The organism is Mesorhizobium sp. M1078 (assembly GCF_040318615.1).
Classification (GTDB): domain Bacteria; phylum Pseudomonadota; class Alphaproteobacteria; order Rhizobiales; family Rhizobiaceae; genus Mesorhizobium.
Genome location: NZ_JAMYMP010000025.1, coordinates 59507 through 75435, shown reverse-complemented (window position 1 = coordinate 75435; position 15929 = coordinate 59507). Strand labels below are relative to the sequence as shown.

Here is a 15929-nt window from a genome sequence, read left to right as displayed (position 1 = left end):
CTCAATCGTCTCGGCCCAGCCGTCATCAACAAGCGATTCGTGTGTCATCGCAGTGTAGAATCACACCCGATTCCGCAGGGCAATACCTATCTTAGCGCCTATGGCCCGAAGGGAGGGCTGGCGTTGCTCCCTAGCCGATATGCTCGGCGCGCAGCTTCTTCTTTATCTGCTCCATGCCCGCCTCGCCGCCCGCGGCCAGTTCGTCGGCGATCCTTGCCAGCTCGTCATCGGCGTTGCGGTATTTGCTGCCCCAGGCGCCGAGCGTCGCCAGCACCGGCAACAGGTCGATGCCCGCCTCCGTCAGCTTGTAGATCGCCTTGAGCTTGTGCGTGGGGTCGTCGCTTCTGGTGACAATGCCCTCATCCTGCAAGGTCTGCAGCCGCTCGGCCAGCGTGCGCGACGAGATGCCTTCGCCTGATAGCAGAAACTCCCGGAAGTGCCTTTTTCCCGCGAAAATCATGTCGCGGATGATCAGCAGCGTCCAGCGGTCACCGAGCAATTCGAGCGACAGGCTAATGGGGCAGCCGGATCTTTCCCTGGTCGACATTCCAATGCTTCCATTTCTAAATCAATTTACTATTGACATCATTTTTCTCTCGTGTCAATGGTTCCGAAAGTAAAGCAATAACCAACGCCGCCTGACCTGGCGCTGGTGACACCAGAGCTCAATCAGGAGAACGACGATGAGAAAGCTGATCCTGCAGATGCAGATATCGGTCGACGGTTTTGTCGGCGCGGCCGGCGATGAGCACTGGCAGCTCTGGGAATGGGGCGCCAACTGCCCGTGGGACGACGACTTGAAGCAGGATTTCAACACGGTGTTCGCTGGCATCGATACCATTCTGCTCAGCCGCAAGATGGCCGAAGAAGGCTATCTAACCCATTGGGGCAATGCCGCAAAAAGCTATCCGCGCGATCCCTTCTACGCCTTTGCGCAGCGCATCGTCGAGGCGCGCAAGGTGGTGCTGAGCGACAAGCTCGCGGCATCGCGGTGGGAGCGCACGACGGTTGCCAGCGGCGACCTGCCGCGCGAGGTCAAGGCGCTGAAAGCTGAAGGTGAAGGCGACATGGCGGTATTCGGCGGCGCCGGCTTTGCCTCGGCGCTGATTGCAGCGGGGTTGGTCGATGAGTTCCAGCTGTTCATCAATCCGGCCGCGCTGGGCGACGGCGAGCGGATTTTCGACCGTGGCGGCTTCCGGAAATTGCGCCTGCTCGGCTCTAAAGCCTATGCCTGCGGAATGGTGGTGAACCGCTACGCGCCGGCAATGTGAAGCAGTTCAGCGATTGAATCCGTGGACCGCTTCAACTCTTTGTTTTTGCGAGAACTCCGGACGGATCACCGCAACCCGCTCCTCGTGAACCTGCGCTAGAAATTGATCTCGACCGAAGCGGCACTTCGCTTTGCCGGCCCGTGAAACACCGCCTCGATGTTGTTGCCGTCGGGGTCGAGCAGGAAGGCGGCGTAGTAGCCGGGGTGGTAGGGCCGCTCACCCGGCGCGCCATTGTCGGCCCCGCCGGCATCGAGGCCGGCCCTGTAGAAGGCATCGACCATGGCGTTATCCCTGGCCTGGAAGGCCAGATGATGGCGCCCGGTCAGTTGTCCCCTCGCCGCCCGGCTGTCGAGGCTTGAGATGAACAGTTCGTCGGCCCAGAAATAGTCCTCGGCCTCGCCGCCGATCGGAATGCCGAGCACCTTGAAGACGGCTTCATAGAAGCGCCGGCTCGCCTTGAGGTCCCTGACCACCAGCTGGACGTGGTCGATGAGGCGGCCGCGATGCAGTTCCATGAGCGATATCTCCCGTCGCGAGACCACAAAGCTAGTGCCGCGGAGCGGCTCGTCAATTCGGCAGTCTATCTTGTCGGCGCGCTTGGCAGCCTTACACCCTGCTTTTGTCATATCCGGATGGACTTCCACGCAGACCGGATAAAAAATGCAACCGGATTGTCGGATTCGAAATCCCGCCAACGTCCTTCGGACGCAAGCGGCGCAACGGAGCTGGAGCGAGTGGCGCCGCATCGAAACCGATCTCGGGAGAAGAGCATGAACAATTCCTACCGTTGGGTGATCGTCGCGTGCGGCGCGCTGATGACCTGTGTGGCGCTCGGCGCGATGTTTTCGCTGGCGATCTTCCTCGAGCCGATGGCGCTCGACACCAACTGGTCGCGAACCGGCATTTCCAGCGCCATGACGTTGAATTTCTTGGTGATGGGTGCAGGCGGTTTCGCCTGGGGCGCCATCTATGACCGTGTCGGCGCCCGCCCGGTGGTTTTTGCCGGCGCGGTGCTGCTCGGCCTGTCGCTGGTGGTGGCGAGCCGAGCCCAATCGCTGCTGGTCTTCCAGCTGAGCTATGGCGTCATCGTCGGGATGGCGGCCAGCGCCTTCTTCGCGCCGATGATCGCGCTGACCACCGCCTGGTTCGAGACCCATCGCAGCCTGGCCGTGTCGCTGGTCTCGGCCGGCATGGGCGTGGCGCCGATGACCATTTCGCCCTTCGCGCGCTGGCTGATCACGGCCTATGACTGGCGTACCGCCATGTTCGACATCGGGATCATGGCTTGGGTGCTGTTGCTGCCGGCCGTCTTCCTGGTGCGCCAGCCGTCGGCGGCGGTCGCGGCAGCGGATGGCAGCGCGCCCGCACCTGCCGCGGCCCCCGGCATGTCAGTCGGCCAGGCGTTGCGCTCGCCGCAATTCCTGGTGCTGGGCATGACCTTCTTCGCCTGTTGCGCGGCGCATTCGGGGCCGATCTTCCACATGGTGAGCTATGCCATGTCGTGCGGCGTGGCGCCGATGGCAGCCGTGTCGATCTACAGCGTCGAGGGCCTTGCCGGCCTTGGCGGGCGCGTGCTCTACGGCGTGCTCGGCGACAGGCTGGGCGCCAAGCCGGTGCTGATCGTGGGCCTCGCCATCCAGGCGGTGGTGATCGCCGCCTATCTCGCCGTCGGCAATCTCGAGCAGTTCTATCTCCTGGCGATCATCTTCGGCGCCACCTATGGCGGCGTCATGCCGCTCTATGCGGTTCTGGCGCGCGACTATTTCGGGCCGCGCATCATCGGCACGATACTTGGCGCCGCGACCCTGTTGTCCAGCCTCGGCATGTCGTTCGGCCCGCTCGCCGGCGGCATGATCTTCGACGCCTATGCCAGCTATTCCTGGCTGTTCATCGGCTCGGCGCTGATCGGCCTCGGTGCTGCCGGCATCGCCATCGCCTTCCCGCCGCAGCCCGGCCGAGAGAGGCTGCAGGCGGCATGAGCGAAATTTCCCCTCGAGGGGAAATACTCATCACCCTGTCCCCGTTCCCGAGCGCAGCTCTTCCCTGCCCTCGTCGTCGCGGCTGAGCCTGGCGTCCGAGATCAGCACCACCGGGCATTGGCAGCGCTGCAGCACGCCGGTGGTCGTCTCGCCGAAGAAGAGTTCCTCGCCAGGGCGCCGCGCCACGCCCATGACGATCAGCGCCGCCCCCCTGCCGGCCTGGCGGGCAATGGCATCGGCGGCGGCAGCCCGGCTGCGGATGGCCGTCTCGATCTCGACGCCATAGCGGTCGGCTAGTGCGACGGTATCCTTCAGCACCGCCTCCCTGCGGCGATGCGAGACAGTGTCGCGCGGTTCGTCGCGGCCGACGCGCGCGACATAAAGTATCTTGACCCGCGCACCCGTGACCGCTGCAATCGCCAGTGCCATTTCGGCACCCCGGCGGGCGATCGCGGTGCCGTTGACCGGAACCAGAATCTTCCCGCCTTCAGGTCCTAGCCTTGGCATCTGGCGGCCGGCGCCGGTCGCCTTCAGCACCAGGCATAGCGGGCCCTCGAAGGCGCCGGCGATCTCGTTGATGCGGCGGGCAAACCCACCTTTCTACGTGACCGCGCGGCCGAGCCCGATCAGCGGCAGCCCATAGCCTTTGCGCCCCTCCTTGGCAACCGTTTCGGCCGAAAGCTCGGCCTCGTGGCGCCGCGTGACAGGCGCCGCGCGGGCCAGCTCCTCGTCCGAACTCCTGGCGGCCTCGCGGCTGTCCTCGGCACCCTTTTCGATCGGCTCGAGCTTCGCATCCGTGCCGGGCTCGGCCTCCTCCCCCTCGCCTCGGGCATGCAGCACCGTCGTCGGCCTGCCGGCGCCCACGACTCCGGCGAGGTAAGCAGCAAAGCGGCCGACAACGCCCTCATCGGTCACCACCAGCAGTCGTTCCAGATTGGCGATGAAGCCGCGTTGGTCGATCTCCTCGCGCTCCAGACGCTTCTTCTCGTTCTCGCCCATCGGCAAGCGGCCGAGTGCCCAACGCAAGGTCGGCGGCATGGCGAGCGTGGTGATGACGGCCATGGTCACGATCATGGTGAAAAGATTGTGCGACAGAACGCCGATCGACAGGCCAATCGAGGCGACGATGACTTCGGTCGAGCCGCGCGCGTTCATGCCGCAACCGACGGCGATGCCTTCCTTGCGGCTCATGCCGGCAAGCTCGGCGCCGATGAAGGCGCCGGCGAATTTGCCGAAGCTGGCGATCAGCACCAAAGCGGCCGTGAGTAGCGCAAGCTCGTGGTCGACAAGCACGGTGAGATCCGCCGAAAGGCCGGCGACGCCGAAGAAAACCGGCATGAACAGCGCCATGATGACGCCGCGCAATTGCCCTTCGATATGACGCGACAGGATCGGCGATTCCCCAACCAGTATGCCGGCGACGAAGGCGCCGAGCACGGTGTGGACGCCGATCAGATCGGTGATCAGCGCCATTGCGCCCATGATGGCGAGAATGACGGTTGACGACGGCGTATTCGCTGCGGAACGTATCGTTGGTCCAGCGGATGGCGTCGAAGACGATGCGGCGGCCAATCGTGAAGGAAAACCCCATGAAGGCGGCGACGCCGACAATGGTGAAGGCAAGGCTGCCGAGCTCGATGCGCCCCTTGGTGGCGATGCCGATCGTGATGGCGATGATCACCCAGCCGATCGTGTCCTCGATGATGGCCGACGAGACGATGATCTGACCGAGATCGCGGCGCATGAAGTTCATCTCGCGCACCACCATGGCGACGATCTTGACCGAGGAGATCGACAGCGCCGTGCCGAGGAAGAGACCGGCGACAATGCGCTCGGTTCCGTCGGCCAGCAGCGAGGCCGGCATGAACTGCGCGGCGGTGAAGCCGAGCGCGAAAGGCACGGCGACGCCCGCGGCGGAGATGGAAAAGCACGCGCGGCCGACCCTGCGCACCAGCCGCAGATCCGTCTCCATCCCGGTGAGCAACAGCAGCATCAACACGCCGAGCTGGGCGATGGCGCTGATCATGCTCTTTTGGGTGGCGTCGCCTGAAAAGATCACGCGTTCTGCTTCCGGCAATAGCCAGCCGAGCAGCGATGGCCCGAGCAGGATGCCGCCGATGAGCTGACCCATCACCGCCGGCTGGCCGAGACGCTCCAGCAACTCGCCGATGCCCCGGCCGACGAGAAGCAGAAGGAGGATTTCGAGAACGAAAATGCCCTCGCTGGACATGCCGGTCTTTTCGGCTGCCAACGATGCGGCCGGCATGAATGCGAAAGCTGCCGCGGCAAGCGCGACCGACCAGCGCCGGTTGACCACGAAGGACATGCACCCCCTCATTGTGCGTTTGCGGGCGAGATCGGTTGCACGCCACGCTCCCTTGGCGCGCCGCAGGTTCCTCCTTACCTGAATCGCATAACAGGCCTATCTGACTGCGGATAAACCGCCGAGACCCGGGCGGGCGACGGAACATTTTCAACCGATTGCGCGTTGCGCAGATGGGGATGACCGGCGTCGCTTCGGCCGGCCATGGCGTTGGGAGGCGCGTGGCAAGGGATGTCCCAGGTCAAGACCGTGAAAACCGACGAAGCGGCTGCAGCGCCGCGGGCCTCTGATGCGTTCGCGCTGAAGCTCACCTCATCGGAATTCGTGGCCACCATGTCGCATTTCCACCGCGCCGAAATCGCCCGCATGGCCGGCTGGCGCGACCGGCTGGACCGTACCAGCAACTGGGCGATTACTGTCGTCGCCGCCATGCTCTCAGTCTCACTCTCGACGCCCAGCGCCCATCACGGGGTGCTGCTCTTTGCCATGCTGCTGACCACGCTGCTGCTATGGATCGAGGCGCGGCGCTATCGTTTCTTCGATGTCTACCGGGCCAGGGTGCGCCAGTTCGAGCGCTATTATTTCGCGCAGATCTTCTCGCCGCAGCCCGACTACGCCTCCAACTGGCTGGCCATCGTCGGCGAAGGCCTGCGTTCGCCGCGCTTCCTGATCTCGCAACGCGCGGCGTTGGTGCGCCGGCTGCGCCGCAACTACATTTTCATGTACACGATCCTGATGCTGGCGTGGGTGCTGAAGATCACGACGCCCAGTCTGCAGCGCGAAGGGTCGCCGATAGGCTTGGGCGCGTCGTTTCTCGACGCCACGCGCGTGGCGCAGCTCGGCCCGGTTCCAGGCATCTATGTCGTGTGCATGGTCGGGCTGTTCTATGTCGGCCTACTCGCAGCCGCTTTCCTCATCTCAAGCGCCGAGGGCGAGCTTTCGCATGGCACCGTGCATGTCTGAGAGCGGCCTCGAAAAGCGCAATCTGCCGCGGTGATCTTCAACAAACATTGTCGACCATCAGAGCGGTCGCTTCCGACCGGCTTGCGGCTTCCTCAACCGGAAGCCGTGCGCGATGGCGCTTGTAGGCGGTGAGCGCGATGACCAGCACGCAGCATACGGCGTTCAGCCAGTTGATCGCCGCCAGCGCGGGATCGTTCAGATTGATGTGGGCGTAGAGTCCCGTCGTGGCGTTGGCGCCTGTCCACAACAGCCAGGTCGCGTAGGAAATCGCCGACGCCCCGTGCCTGTCCCGGGCCACCCGCACGATCTGCGGCAGGTAGGACACCACGCGCAAGCCGTTGAAAATAGTGAAAAGATAAAAAGACAGATCAGCAAGTGTCATCCGAAACCCCTGTCATGGCCGGACGTCCCATAGCGTTCCTTGCAGTGGCGGCATGTGAGCCCGTTCACATGCCGGCTTCGACTTTCCTGTTGCGGCCCGGCATCCGGATTCTTTCGCCATGGGGGCGTTCGCCGTGAGGCAGCCCGACGAGGTCGACATGAACCAGATCCTGTTTCGGGGCGACGGCGCAGGAGTACTAAACAGATCTCGTGCTTGGGCAAAGTTCGGGTTGACCGCTGCCAAGAGCGCGGCGACTATCCCTGCAACGTGCAGGAGGACATGAGAATGGACGAACCCGATCGCTGGCGGCACATGGCGAGCGCCCCCAAGGACGGCAGCCGCATCCTGGTCACGGTCAGGCCATCGGAACAGGGGCCGGCCGAGGTCGACCTCGCTTACTGGTCGCGCGCCGACCAGTTCGGCACGGAGGGCTGGCGCTCTTCCGATTCGTCGCCAGGACGGGTGATCGAATACCCCGAACCGGAGTTGAAATGCTGGATGCCGCTGCCGACGGCCAATCTGAGCCGGGCTTCAATGCCAAGTCCGTGGCAAGGCGAAGACGTCCCGCTGCTCGACGGCTCCGGGATATGATCTCGGCGGGATGACCGCAGGAAATACGCTGCCGGCCCAATACTTGACGGCCTTACTTCGGCCGACGCACCGATCGCACCATGCCGCCGGGGCCGCTGCCGCAGAAGAAGCGGTCTCCGCCGTCGGATTCGAGCCCCGACACGCCCTGCCCCGCCGGCATGTCGAGCCGTTGCAGCACCTTTCCGGTCTGTGGGTCGACGCGCCGGACATCACTCTGGTCGCCTTCCCAGGTGCCGTGCCAGAGCTCGCCATCGACCCAGGTCACTCCGGTGACGAAGCGGTTTGAGTCGATGGTCCGCAGGATTTTCCCGGTCTCGGGATCGATCTGGTGGATCTTGCGCTCCCGGTTCTGCCCCACCCAGAGCGTGCCCTCGGCCCAGGTCATGCCGGAATCGCGGCCGCCACCGGGCGCCGGGATGGTGGAGAGCACCTTGCCGGTATCGGGGTCGATCTTCTGGATGCGGTCCCCGGCGAGCTGGAACAGATGCCGGCCGTCATAGGCGGTGCCGGCATGTGCCGCGACATCGATCGAGCGCAGCATCTCGCCGCTTGCCGGATCGAAGGCGGTCAGCCGCTCGCCCGCGGCAAACCAGACATTCTGCCCGTCGAAGCTCACGCCATGCACGGTGTCGACATCAGGAAAGGGCCCGTATTGGCGCAGGATTTCCGCTGCTGAATGTTTCATGTCCTGATCCTCGATCATGGTCACCTTTCCTAACCGTTCGGCAGCGGTGACGGGAGTAACAAGGTGGTCGTGAAACCAGCGACCGGGGGCGTCATCCAGCGCCGCGCCCGGCCGTGGCCGAAGGACTGCACCTTGCCGGTCTCGGCCAACTGCTCGAGCGCCCGCTGTACGCTGCGCTGTCCGGCGCCTAGCGCCAGCGCCAACGCCGAGCTGGCCCAGGATTCACCATCGGCCAGGAAGGCCAGCACCGCGGCGTGCCGCTCCTCGATCGGCCGCGCCAGCACCGCCACGGAGCCTGCTTCGCGCGGCTTCAGCGCAAAGCCCTGGCTGGTCGCGCCGATGCCCGCCAGCGGCCGCAATTCGGCGCGCAGCCGGCCGATCTCGACCCGCAGCCTGGCGCGATGCGATTCATCGGCATGCCGGCCGCCAAAGGCGCGGGCAATCAGCGTCGCCCTCGGCACATCCGCCGGCCAGGCTTCGGCAAGCGCGCGCGCCAGCGCAAACAGCACCGGCCGCGTTGCCAGCGAGATCGTTGTTTCCTGCTTGTGCACGATATAGCGGAACGTATCGACGACCAGCGCGCGCGACGCCTGCAGCGCCTCGACCTCTTCGAGCAACAGCGGATGCTCCTCGCCGCCAGCGATCAGCCGCGCCGCCGGCGTCTCCAGGGCCAGGAAGGCGCTGTCGACCTCCCCCATGAGACCCGGAATGCCGGCCCGGCGGGCGGCATGGCGCGCCCACTCAAGGGCTGCGCGCGCGGCCTTCGTCTTCAGGCGCCGCATGGCGATGCCGGCAACCGCGAGTTCATGCGCGGCGCGTGAGGCCGGCGGAAGCGGCGACGGATCGAGCCCAGCCAGCACGTCTTCAGCCTCGTCGAGGCGGCCGATCAGCAGCAGGCGGCGCACTTTGAGATGCCCGGCATGCGCCGCGTTCAGCCGGTCGCCATGCTTTTCCAATGTCGACCGCGCCGCGTCGAGCGCCTTGGACGGCCAGCCGAGATCACGCGAAACAAGCGCGATCTCGCCTTCGGCGACAACGCACCTGGCGCGCGCCACCGCCTCCTTTGGACCGAAGGCACGGCCGGCCCTACGCAACAGTACTTTGGCGCGATCGAAATCGCCGAGCTGCGCCATGGCAATGCCGCGCAACGCCAGCGCCGGGGCATCCTCGCGCAAGGCGACGCGATCGAGTGCCGCCAGCGGATTGCCCGCCGCCAGCGCCAGCCCTGCCGCGGTGATCAGCGAGTCCATGCAAATCCCGTCACATTTGTAACTCCCACCGCTCCCCTTATCGGCCCTAACTTAAGTCACCACCGCCAAGCAGCAAGCCGCGGACGGCGACCTAGCCATCTGGACTGGTTGAAGACGCCTGCGTTGACGGCAATATCTGCATTCGCTAGCCTGAGCATCTCAGTTAGTCGTACTAAGCTTCTCAACGGAGAAAACTGACTATGCCTGTTTCCGAGGACCTTGAGCACACCGTTCGGCCCCGCCACCCCTGCTGCGGTGGCCCGCCTGCGAATGCCGTCACATTTGTAACTCCGCCCTCGCCGCCTCGCGGCCCTAGCCTGCCTCACGATCAACAGGCAACGACAAGCCACAACGGCTCAACAACTGGCAAAGGAAACAAGCAATGACCAAGCACGTGGCAATGAAGACCCCACCGGTCGTTTCAAGGCAAGAATGGGAAGCCGAGCGCGAAAAGATGCTGGTGAAGGAAAAGGCAACGATGCGCGCCAGGGACGCGCTGTCGGCCGAGCGCCGGCGCATGCCATGGATGGAAGTAGACAAGGCCTATGTGTTTGAAGGTCCCAACGGCAAAGCGAGCCTGCTCGATTTGTTCGAGGGCCGGCGGCAGTTGATCGTCTACCGCGCCTTCTACGAACCCGGCGTCCACGGCTGGCCCGAACATGCCTGCCGCGGCTGTTCGCTCGGCGCCGACCAGGTCGGCCATCTCGCCCATCTGAACGCCCGCAACACCACCCTTGCCTATGCCTCGCGCGCGCCGCAGGCCGACATTGTCAACTTGAAGCGGCGGATGGGTTGGGAGATGCCCTGGTACACAATCACCGACAGTTTCGACAAGGATTTCGGCGTCGACGAATGGCACGGCCACAACGTGTTCATCCAGGACGGCAAGAAAGTGTATCGCACCTACTTCATCAACAACCGCGGCGACGAGCAGATGGGCACGGTCTGGAGCTACCTCGACGCAACGCCGCTCGGCCGCCAGGAAATCTGGGAGGATTCGCCCGAAGGCTATCCGCAGACCGAGCTCTACAGCTGGTGGAACTGGCACGACAATTACGACGCCGCACCCGACAAGACGTGGGAGGAAGTGTCGGCGGCCGGCGAAGCCGCGTTCCGCAACAAGGACGGCAAGTAAGGACCTGGAGCGGCGCCCATCCAGCTTGGTTTCCTGTCCCTCACGGGACAGGAAACCCGGGCATTGATCATCAAGGGATTACGACCATGAGCGATATCGGCACAGGCACCGGCAGTGAGGTCCCTCAACGCTCCGATGCAGTTTCTCTCCGCACCGCCGACTGGCTGTGCCTCGCCGCGGCCCCTGTTTTCGCCGTGATGGCGCTGTTTACCTGCATTCACGCTGGCGACGGCGTCATGTCGTGCCTGGGGGCCGATGCCTCCCCGCTCACCGGCATGCCGCTGATGTATCTCTTGATGAGCGCCGTCCATCTGGCGCCTTGGCTGCGCGTGATTTCCGGCCGGCCGGTCCGGCGATAGGCTGGACCGCCGCCGCCATGCTAACGCTCTTTACGTCGGAGAGAGACTATGAAGCTGGTCAGGCTGAGAGCGCCGGGCGGGTTGGACAAGCTCGACCTGGTCGAGGAGGATCAGCCCCGGCCTGGGCGGGGAGAAATGCTGGTCAGGATTCGCGCCTGCGCGCTGAACATGCGCGACGATTTCGCCGTACAAGGCAAGGTGCCGCTCGCCGAAGGCCGCGTGCCGCTGTCGGATGGCGCCGGCGAGGTGATCGCGATCGGTGACGGCGTCGACACGTTCAAGCCGGGCGACAGCGTCGTCAGTGTTTTCTACCCCTGGTGGCTGGCCGGCGACATGAGATCCGATACAAGCCGCGACGTTCCCGGAGACAGTTTCGACGGCTTCGCCAGCGAGTATGTGTGCATGCCGGCGCAGGCCTTCACCAAGGCGCCGGCGGGCTATACGCATCTCGAGGCGCTGACCTGCACGGGCGTCACCGCCTGGCGCGGCCTGGTGACATGCGGCAAGGTAAAGCCCGGCGACACGGTGCTGATCCTTGGCACCGGCAGCGTGTCATTGTTTGCGCTGCAATTTGCCAAGGCCGCCGGCGCAAGGGTCATCGCCACGTCGTCCGATGAAGAGAAGCTGGAGAAGCTCAGACGACTCGGGGCCGACAGCGTCATCAACTACAAGGCGGTGCCGGAGTGGGGCGGCAGGGCCAGGGAACTGACGGACGGACGGGGCATCGATCATGTGATCGAGGTCGGCGGACCGGCGACGCTGGCGCAGTCGATAGCGGCCTGCCGGACAGGCGGGCATATCGCACTCATCGGCGTCCTGACCGGCTTTGCAGCAGAAGTTTGGATCCCGGCGCTGTTTTCGAACCAGATCCGCATCAGCGGAATTTCCATCGGCAGCAAAGCCGACCAGCAGGACATGATCCGTGCCATAGAGGTCAACCGCCTGAAGCCCGTCATCGACAGCAGCTTTCCACTGCAGGATATCGCCGCCGCCTTCAGGCACTACGAAGCGCAAAGGCATTTCGGCAAGGTCTGCCTCGAGCTTTAGATCCTGCGATCGGCATTCCTACCCAGCGGCCGGCGCCAGCGTCCCGCTTGCCATCAGGCCCCAGAGCTGATCGGCGGTCAGCTGTCTGGCCGAGCCGTCGTAAGCCACCCTGCCGAGGCTGAGCACGACGATCCTGTCGGCCAGCGCCCTGACCGTCGACAGGTCGTGCGTGACCAGGATGACGCCGGTGCCGCTGGCGGCGATCGAACGGATCAGCTTGACGACCTGCGCGGTCTGCTTGACGCCGAGCGCGGCGGTGGGCTCGTCGAGGCAGATCAGCTTGACGTGATCGGCAAGCGCGCGGGCAATGGCGATGGACTGCCGCTGGCCGCCCGACAGCGAGCGCACCAGAACGTTTTCGTCGCGAAGCGTGACGCCCAGCGCGGCAAGCCGGGCACAACACTGCTCGGCGGCCTTTCGGTCGTCGCGAACCGGGAAGACACCGAGCCAACGCCGCGTTTCCTCACGCCCGAGGATCATGTTGTGGGCGACGCTGAGGTTTGGGCAGAGCGCCAAATCCTGGTAGACCGTCTCCAGGCCGGCGCCGCGTGCATCCTGCGGGCTCCTGAAGGAAATCGGCTGGCTCTCAAGGGTCATCGCGCCGGCATCGGGCTGGATGGCGCCCGAAATAATCTTCACCAGCGTCGACTTGCCGGCGCCATTGTCGCCGAGCAGACAGACGATCTCGCCTTTGCCGACCGTGAAGCTCGCCTCTTCCACGGCCGTCAGCGCGCCGTAGGATTTGCGGGCGCCGGCAATCGAGAATGCCGGACCTTGCGGGGCTTCTGCATTGCCCGCCGTCACGGCAGGGCCGGCCGAGGCGACGGCACCATTGTCCGCCACCGTGAAGTTGGTCGCGGCCGCCCGAGCGCGCCGGCCGCGAAAACCGATCGCAGCCTGATCGGCCACCAACGCCAGCAACAGCATGCTTCCCACCGAAATGGATTGCCACCATGATTGCAGGCCGACGAAGATCAGTCCTGCATTGAGGATGCCGATGGTGGCAACGCCGATGGCGATGCCGAGCGGCCGTCCGGAGCCGCCGGAAAACGCAACGCCGCCGAGGATCGCGGCGGTGAGCACGTCGAGCTCGAAGCGAACGCCGATGGTCGGCGTGATGCTGCCGAGACGACCGGCGATCAGAACCGAGACCAGGCCGATCAGCAAGCCATTGGCGGCGTAGAGGCCAACCACCGTGCGCCGCACCGGAATGCCGCAGAGTTCGGCTGCGCGCGGGTCGCCGCCTATGGCGTAGAGCCTCAAGCCGGTGACCGTGCTGGTCAAGACAAAGGCTCCGATCACAAAGACCAGCGCGGCGATGATCACGGTGTACTGGATGCCGAAGATCTTGCCCCGCCCCAATTCGAGCAGAGCCTCGGGAAAACCATAGACCGCGGTGCTGGAGACGACGAAGGCAAGGCCGCCATAGAGCGCCAGCATCGCCAGCGTGACGATCAACGGCGAGATGCTCAGCCTGCGCACCAGCAGACCGTTGAGCAGACCGAGCAAAAGGCCCAGACCCAGGCCGACGCAGATCGCCAGCAGCGCGCTCTGCGTCGCCACTGCAACCTTGGCAGTGATGATGCCGATCAAGGCGACCATGCTGCCGATGGAGAGGTCGACATAGCCGGCGATCAGCAGCGCGGAGGTGCCGAGCACGGCAATCAGGATCGAGGTCGAGTTCACGCCGATGACGACGAAATTGTCGAGGCTGAAGAACGATTTGTTCAACAGCGAGAAGGCGACGATCAACCCCAGCGCAACCAGGGCAAGGCCGACGCGGCCCGAGGCTTCGCCGGGCGGCTTGGTGCCGGGCAGCAGGGATGAGGCTGCTTGCATCGGCAGCCGCTCGGATCGAACATTGTCTGTCATCATGCCCAACCGGACTCAAGGATAGGAACCGGCCGGCCAGCCACGGCTGGATCCGGCCGGCGCAACACATTGGGCGCTACTTTGCCTCGGATGACCAGGGGAAATTCACATACTGGTCGCGCGTATCGTAGCAGATGTTGCCGTACATCCTGAGATAGATGTCGCGGCGCTTCGGATCCTTGTAGACCGCGGCCGGGTCGGCGACGTCGGCCTCGTACTGGGCCATGTAGTCGCTGGTCAGCGCCACCGGCAGGATATCCATCGCCTGCGGGATGCTCTTGCCCTCCAGCCAGTCGGCCGCGTGCTGGCCCATGGCATAAGCGAAGACCGGCGACGCCAGGCTGATGCTTGCCTTGTAGGGACCGCCGCCTTTCTTGATCGCGGCGACCGCCTCCGGCTCGCCGTCGATGCCGCCAAGGAACTGGTCCGGCCTCGCCTTGCCCGCCGCTTCCAGCGCAGCCAGCGCGCCGAGCACGACGGTGTCGGCGCCGAGCACGACATCGACGTCGGGATGGGCCTGGAGAATGGTGCTCATCGTGGCAAAGCCGCCTTCCTTGTTGACGGGATTGGGCGAGATGTCGGCGACGATGGTGACGCCTGGCATGGCCTTGAAGATGTCGCGCATGGCGGCAAAGCGCGGCGCCAGGAATTCCATGCTGTCATGCGACAGGATGACGACATTGGCCTTGCCGCCGAGCTTGTCCTTTATGTAGGCTGCGGCCGCTTCGGCCAGCACCTTGCCGGTCTCGTATTGCGGCGCGTTGAGCAGCGACGTCGCGGGCGGCGGCACGATAGTGCCGACATAGGCGCCCGACCAGATAAGCTCCTGCAGGCTGCGGCTCATCGAGGCCGGGTCCACGGGGGCTGCGACCAGACCGCCGATCTTGGAGGCGAGAAACAATTGCACCTGCTCGACCCCCTTGGCGGCGTCATTGTTGGCAAGCGCGCGGCGATATTCCAGCCCGCGATCCTTGGCGGCGGCGGCCAGGCCGCGGTCGACGCCCTGCATGAATTCACGCTCGTTGTCCTGCGCGAAGGCCAGCACCTTGTTCAGGCCGGGCGGTGGGCTGCAGGCCGGCGCCTTCGGATCGAACGGCGCAAATACCGCCGGCTTGGTGAGCCCGGCCGGGCCGTCCTGCGCGCTTGCCAGAATGGTACCGCCCGCGAGCACACCGGCAACGCCGAGCAGCGTAGCCAGCATCATGTTCCTGTCAGATCGCATTTTACTTCCTCCCTGTCGTTGATTGTTGCCGCGCATCGCAAGCCTCGCGGTCGCTACTCTTCCCAGTCTCCCCAGATACCCACCTTCCCGCTCGCAAGTCAAAACTTTTTCCAGTGGAATTAATTAATCAGAGATAGTCGGGTGACTCGCCCACGCGATCACGCCTTGCCGATCAGCGACTGGACGACTTTGGCCAATTCCGTGCCGAGCACGCGATGCGCGTCGCTGTCGAGGTGAATGCCGTCTACCGCGCTCGACTCGACGACATCGCCGGCGTTGAAGAACGCGGCGCCGGCGCGCCGGGCCGCATCGCGGAACAGGCCGGCAAAGTGCATCGACTTTGCGGCGCCGCCCAGGAACATCTGGCCGAACCAGTCGACCTCCAGCATCGGCGGCGGCGCTACTATCAGGACCGCGGGCGCCACGCCCGCGGGGCCAGCTTCGCTGCGCAGGACAATTCTGGCCAAGATCTCAATGGAATCAGCGACGTCATTCGGCGTTACCGAGAACCTATGCTTGAGATCGTTGGTGCCGAGCATCAGGATGACGAGGTCGAGCGGCATATGCGTTTCCAGGCACACCGGGAGCGATTTGAGCCCGTTCTTGTGGAGACCTTCGATCGGATCGTCGTGCACGGTGGTGCGCCCGCCCTGCCCTTCTTCGATCACATCCCATCCGTTGCCGAGCTGGCGGCGCATGATGCCCGGCCAGCGGCGGTCGGGCGTGAAGCGGTGCCGTCCGACGCGGGCCAGGGTGGGAATGGCGCCATAGGTATTGGAATCGCCAAAGCACATGATGGTCCGGGTCTGCGTCACGGCATTGCTCCTCCAGGCTTGCATACTTTGAACGA

General features: G+C 64.7%; 17 protein-coding genes and 1 pseudogene. 7 read left to right on the top strand and 11 right to left on the bottom strand.

The window, feature by feature from the left end; translation table 11 throughout:
• Nucleotides 1-130: 130 nt before the first annotated feature.
• The gene (locus NKH38_RS25095; RefSeq protein ID WP_023730385.1) at nucleotides 131-547 is read right to left on the bottom strand and encodes a winged helix-turn-helix transcriptional regulator; all 417 of its coding nucleotides are present in this window, start codon (nucleotides 545-547) and stop codon (nucleotides 131-133) included.
• A gap of 136 nt (nucleotides 548-683) precedes the next feature.
• On the opposite strand from NKH38_RS25095, the gene NKH38_RS25090 reads away from it, so the two are divergent.
• The gene (locus NKH38_RS25090) at nucleotides 684-1271 is read left to right on the top strand and encodes a dihydrofolate reductase family protein (RefSeq protein WP_023740061.1); all 588 of its coding nucleotides are present in this window, start codon (nucleotides 684-686) and stop codon (nucleotides 1269-1271) included.
• A 95-nt stretch (nucleotides 1272-1366) separates the two neighbouring features.
• Here NKH38_RS25090 and NKH38_RS25085 read toward each other — a convergent pair whose 3' ends face one another.
• On the bottom strand, nucleotides 1367-1795 hold the full coding sequence (locus NKH38_RS25085) for a VOC family protein (protein ID WP_156931523.1): 429 nt from the start codon (nucleotides 1793-1795) through the stop codon (nucleotides 1367-1369).
• Nucleotides 1796-2041: 246 nt separating this feature from the next.
• On the opposite strand from NKH38_RS25085, the gene NKH38_RS25080 reads away from it, so the two are divergent.
• Nucleotides 2042-3250 (top strand): MFS transporter, encoded by a 1209-nt coding sequence (locus NKH38_RS25080; RefSeq protein WP_352537533.1) that lies wholly within the window; start codon nucleotides 2042-2044, stop codon nucleotides 3248-3250.
• A 30-nt stretch (nucleotides 3251-3280) separates the two neighbouring features.
• Here the strand turns inward: NKH38_RS25080 and NKH38_RS25075 are convergent, their stop codons facing one another.
• From NKH38_RS25075 to NKH38_RS25065, 3 genes and pseudogenes are all read right to left on the bottom strand, one after another.
• Nucleotides 3281-3787, bottom strand: a complete 507-nt coding sequence (locus NKH38_RS25075; RefSeq protein ID WP_352762916.1) for a universal stress protein — start codon at nucleotides 3785-3787, stop codon at nucleotides 3281-3283.
• A gap of 63 nt (nucleotides 3788-3850) precedes the next feature.
• Nucleotides 3851-4723, bottom strand: coding sequence for a cation:proton antiporter (locus NKH38_RS25070; RefSeq protein WP_352762919.1), 873 nt, complete (start codon nucleotides 4721-4723; stop codon nucleotides 3851-3853).
• Nucleotides 4724-4844: 121 nt separating this feature from the next.
• Nucleotides 4845-5381, bottom strand: a pseudogene (locus NKH38_RS25065) (cation:proton antiporter domain-containing protein); the annotation flags it as partial.
• 423 nt (nucleotides 5382-5804) lie between these two features.
• Here NKH38_RS25065 and NKH38_RS25060 point away from each other — a divergent pair.
• On the top strand, nucleotides 5805-6536 hold the full coding sequence (locus NKH38_RS25060) for a DUF2270 domain-containing protein (RefSeq protein WP_352762921.1): 732 nt from the start codon (nucleotides 5805-5807) through the stop codon (nucleotides 6534-6536).
• Between the two features lie 37 nt (nucleotides 6537-6573).
• Here the strand turns inward: NKH38_RS25060 and NKH38_RS25055 are convergent, their stop codons facing one another.
• Entirely contained in the window at nucleotides 6574-6918 is a 345-nt protein-coding gene (locus tag NKH38_RS25055; protein WP_023673886.1) for a PQ-loop domain-containing transporter, read from the bottom strand.
• Between the two features lie 285 nt (nucleotides 6919-7203).
• Between NKH38_RS25055 and NKH38_RS25050 the strand changes: the two genes are divergently transcribed.
• Nucleotides 7204-7509, top strand: a complete 306-nt coding sequence (locus NKH38_RS25050; RefSeq protein WP_023689804.1) for a hypothetical protein — start codon at nucleotides 7204-7206, stop codon at nucleotides 7507-7509.
• A 52-nt stretch (nucleotides 7510-7561) separates the two neighbouring features.
• On the opposite strand, the gene NKH38_RS25045 is transcribed toward NKH38_RS25050, so the two are convergent.
• Both NKH38_RS25045 and NKH38_RS25040 read right to left on the bottom strand, forming a co-directional pair.
• Nucleotides 7562-8194: a Vgb family protein gene (locus NKH38_RS25045; protein WP_352762924.1), complete on the bottom strand. Its 633-nt coding sequence runs from the start codon at nucleotides 8192-8194 to the stop codon at nucleotides 7562-7564.
• Nucleotides 8195-8223: 29 nt separating this feature from the next.
• Nucleotides 8224-9444, bottom strand: a complete 1221-nt coding sequence (locus NKH38_RS25040) for an ATP-binding protein (protein WP_352762926.1) — start codon at nucleotides 9442-9444, stop codon at nucleotides 8224-8226.
• Nucleotides 9445-9826: 382 nt separating this feature from the next.
• Between NKH38_RS25040 and NKH38_RS25035 the strand changes: the two genes are divergently transcribed.
• From NKH38_RS25035 to NKH38_RS25025, 3 genes are all read left to right on the top strand, one after another.
• Nucleotides 9827-10579 (top strand): DUF899 domain-containing protein, encoded by a 753-nt coding sequence (locus NKH38_RS25035; RefSeq protein WP_023733975.1) that lies wholly within the window; start codon nucleotides 9827-9829, stop codon nucleotides 10577-10579.
• 86 nt (nucleotides 10580-10665) lie between these two features.
• Nucleotides 10666-10938 carry a hypothetical protein gene (locus NKH38_RS25030; RefSeq protein ID WP_352762927.1) on the top strand — a complete coding sequence of 91 codons (273 nt, stop codon included), beginning with the start codon at nucleotides 10666-10668 and terminating at the stop codon, nucleotides 10936-10938.
• A 48-nt stretch (nucleotides 10939-10986) separates the two neighbouring features.
• The gene (locus NKH38_RS25025; protein WP_352762930.1) at nucleotides 10987-11985 is read left to right on the top strand and encodes a zinc-dependent alcohol dehydrogenase family protein; all 999 of its coding nucleotides are present in this window, start codon (nucleotides 10987-10989) and stop codon (nucleotides 11983-11985) included.
• 18 nt (nucleotides 11986-12003) lie between these two features.
• Here NKH38_RS25025 and NKH38_RS25020 read toward each other — a convergent pair whose 3' ends face one another.
• The 3 genes from NKH38_RS25020 to NKH38_RS25010 all read right to left on the bottom strand — a co-directional run bounded on the left by NKH38_RS25020 (nucleotide 12004) and on the right by NKH38_RS25010 (nucleotide 15894).
• A complete protein-coding gene (locus NKH38_RS25020; protein ID WP_352762932.1) occupies nucleotides 12004-13860 on the bottom strand; it encodes an ATP-binding cassette domain-containing protein in 1857 nt (618 codons plus the stop codon).
• 73 nt (nucleotides 13861-13933) lie between these two features.
• Entirely contained in the window at nucleotides 13934-15079 is a 1146-nt protein-coding gene (locus NKH38_RS25015; protein ID WP_032923983.1) for a sugar ABC transporter substrate-binding protein, read from the bottom strand.
• A 158-nt stretch (nucleotides 15080-15237) separates the two neighbouring features.
• Nucleotides 15238-15894: an SGNH/GDSL hydrolase family protein gene (locus NKH38_RS25010; protein ID WP_352510872.1), complete on the bottom strand. Its 657-nt coding sequence runs from the start codon at nucleotides 15892-15894 to the stop codon at nucleotides 15238-15240.
• Nucleotides 15895-15929: the final 35 nt, after the last annotated feature.

Coding starts and splice junctions, on each gene's coding strand:
- NKH38_RS25080 (WP_352537533.1), top strand. CDS start 2,042: ATGAACAATTCCTACCGTTGGGTGATCGTCGCGTGCGGCGCGCTGATG.
- NKH38_RS25090 (WP_023740061.1), top strand. CDS start 684: ATGAGAAAGCTGATCCTGCAGATGCAGATATCGGTCGACGGTTTTGTC.
- NKH38_RS25045 (WP_352762924.1), bottom strand. CDS start 8,194: ATGAAACATTCAGCAGCGGAAATCCTGCGCCAATACGGGCCCTTTCCT.
- NKH38_RS25055 (WP_023673886.1), bottom strand. CDS start 6,918: ATGACACTTGCTGATCTGTCTTTTTATCTTTTCACTATTTTCAACGGC.
- NKH38_RS25035 (WP_023733975.1), top strand. CDS start 9,827: ATGACCAAGCACGTGGCAATGAAGACCCCACCGGTCGTTTCAAGGCAA.
- NKH38_RS25025 (WP_352762930.1), top strand. CDS start 10,987: ATGAAGCTGGTCAGGCTGAGAGCGCCGGGCGGGTTGGACAAGCTCGAC.
- NKH38_RS25050 (WP_023689804.1), top strand. CDS start 7,204: ATGGACGAACCCGATCGCTGGCGGCACATGGCGAGCGCCCCCAAGGAC.
- NKH38_RS25015 (WP_032923983.1), bottom strand. CDS start 15,079: ATGCGATCTGACAGGAACATGATGCTGGCTACGCTGCTCGGCGTTGCC.
- NKH38_RS25070 (WP_352762919.1), bottom strand. CDS start 4,723: ATGGCGCTGATCACCGATCTGATCGGCGTCCACACCGTGCTCGGCGCC.
- NKH38_RS25020 (WP_352762932.1), bottom strand. CDS start 13,860: ATGATGACAGACAATGTTCGATCCGAGCGGCTGCCGATGCAAGCAGCC.
- NKH38_RS25060 (WP_352762921.1), top strand. CDS start 5,805: ATGTCCCAGGTCAAGACCGTGAAAACCGACGAAGCGGCTGCAGCGCCG.
- NKH38_RS25030 (WP_352762927.1), top strand. CDS start 10,666: ATGAGCGATATCGGCACAGGCACCGGCAGTGAGGTCCCTCAACGCTCC.
- NKH38_RS25095 (WP_023730385.1), bottom strand. CDS start 547: ATGTCGACCAGGGAAAGATCCGGCTGCCCCATTAGCCTGTCGCTCGAA.
- NKH38_RS25040 (WP_352762926.1), bottom strand. CDS start 9,444: ATGGACTCGCTGATCACCGCGGCAGGGCTGGCGCTGGCGGCGGGCAAT.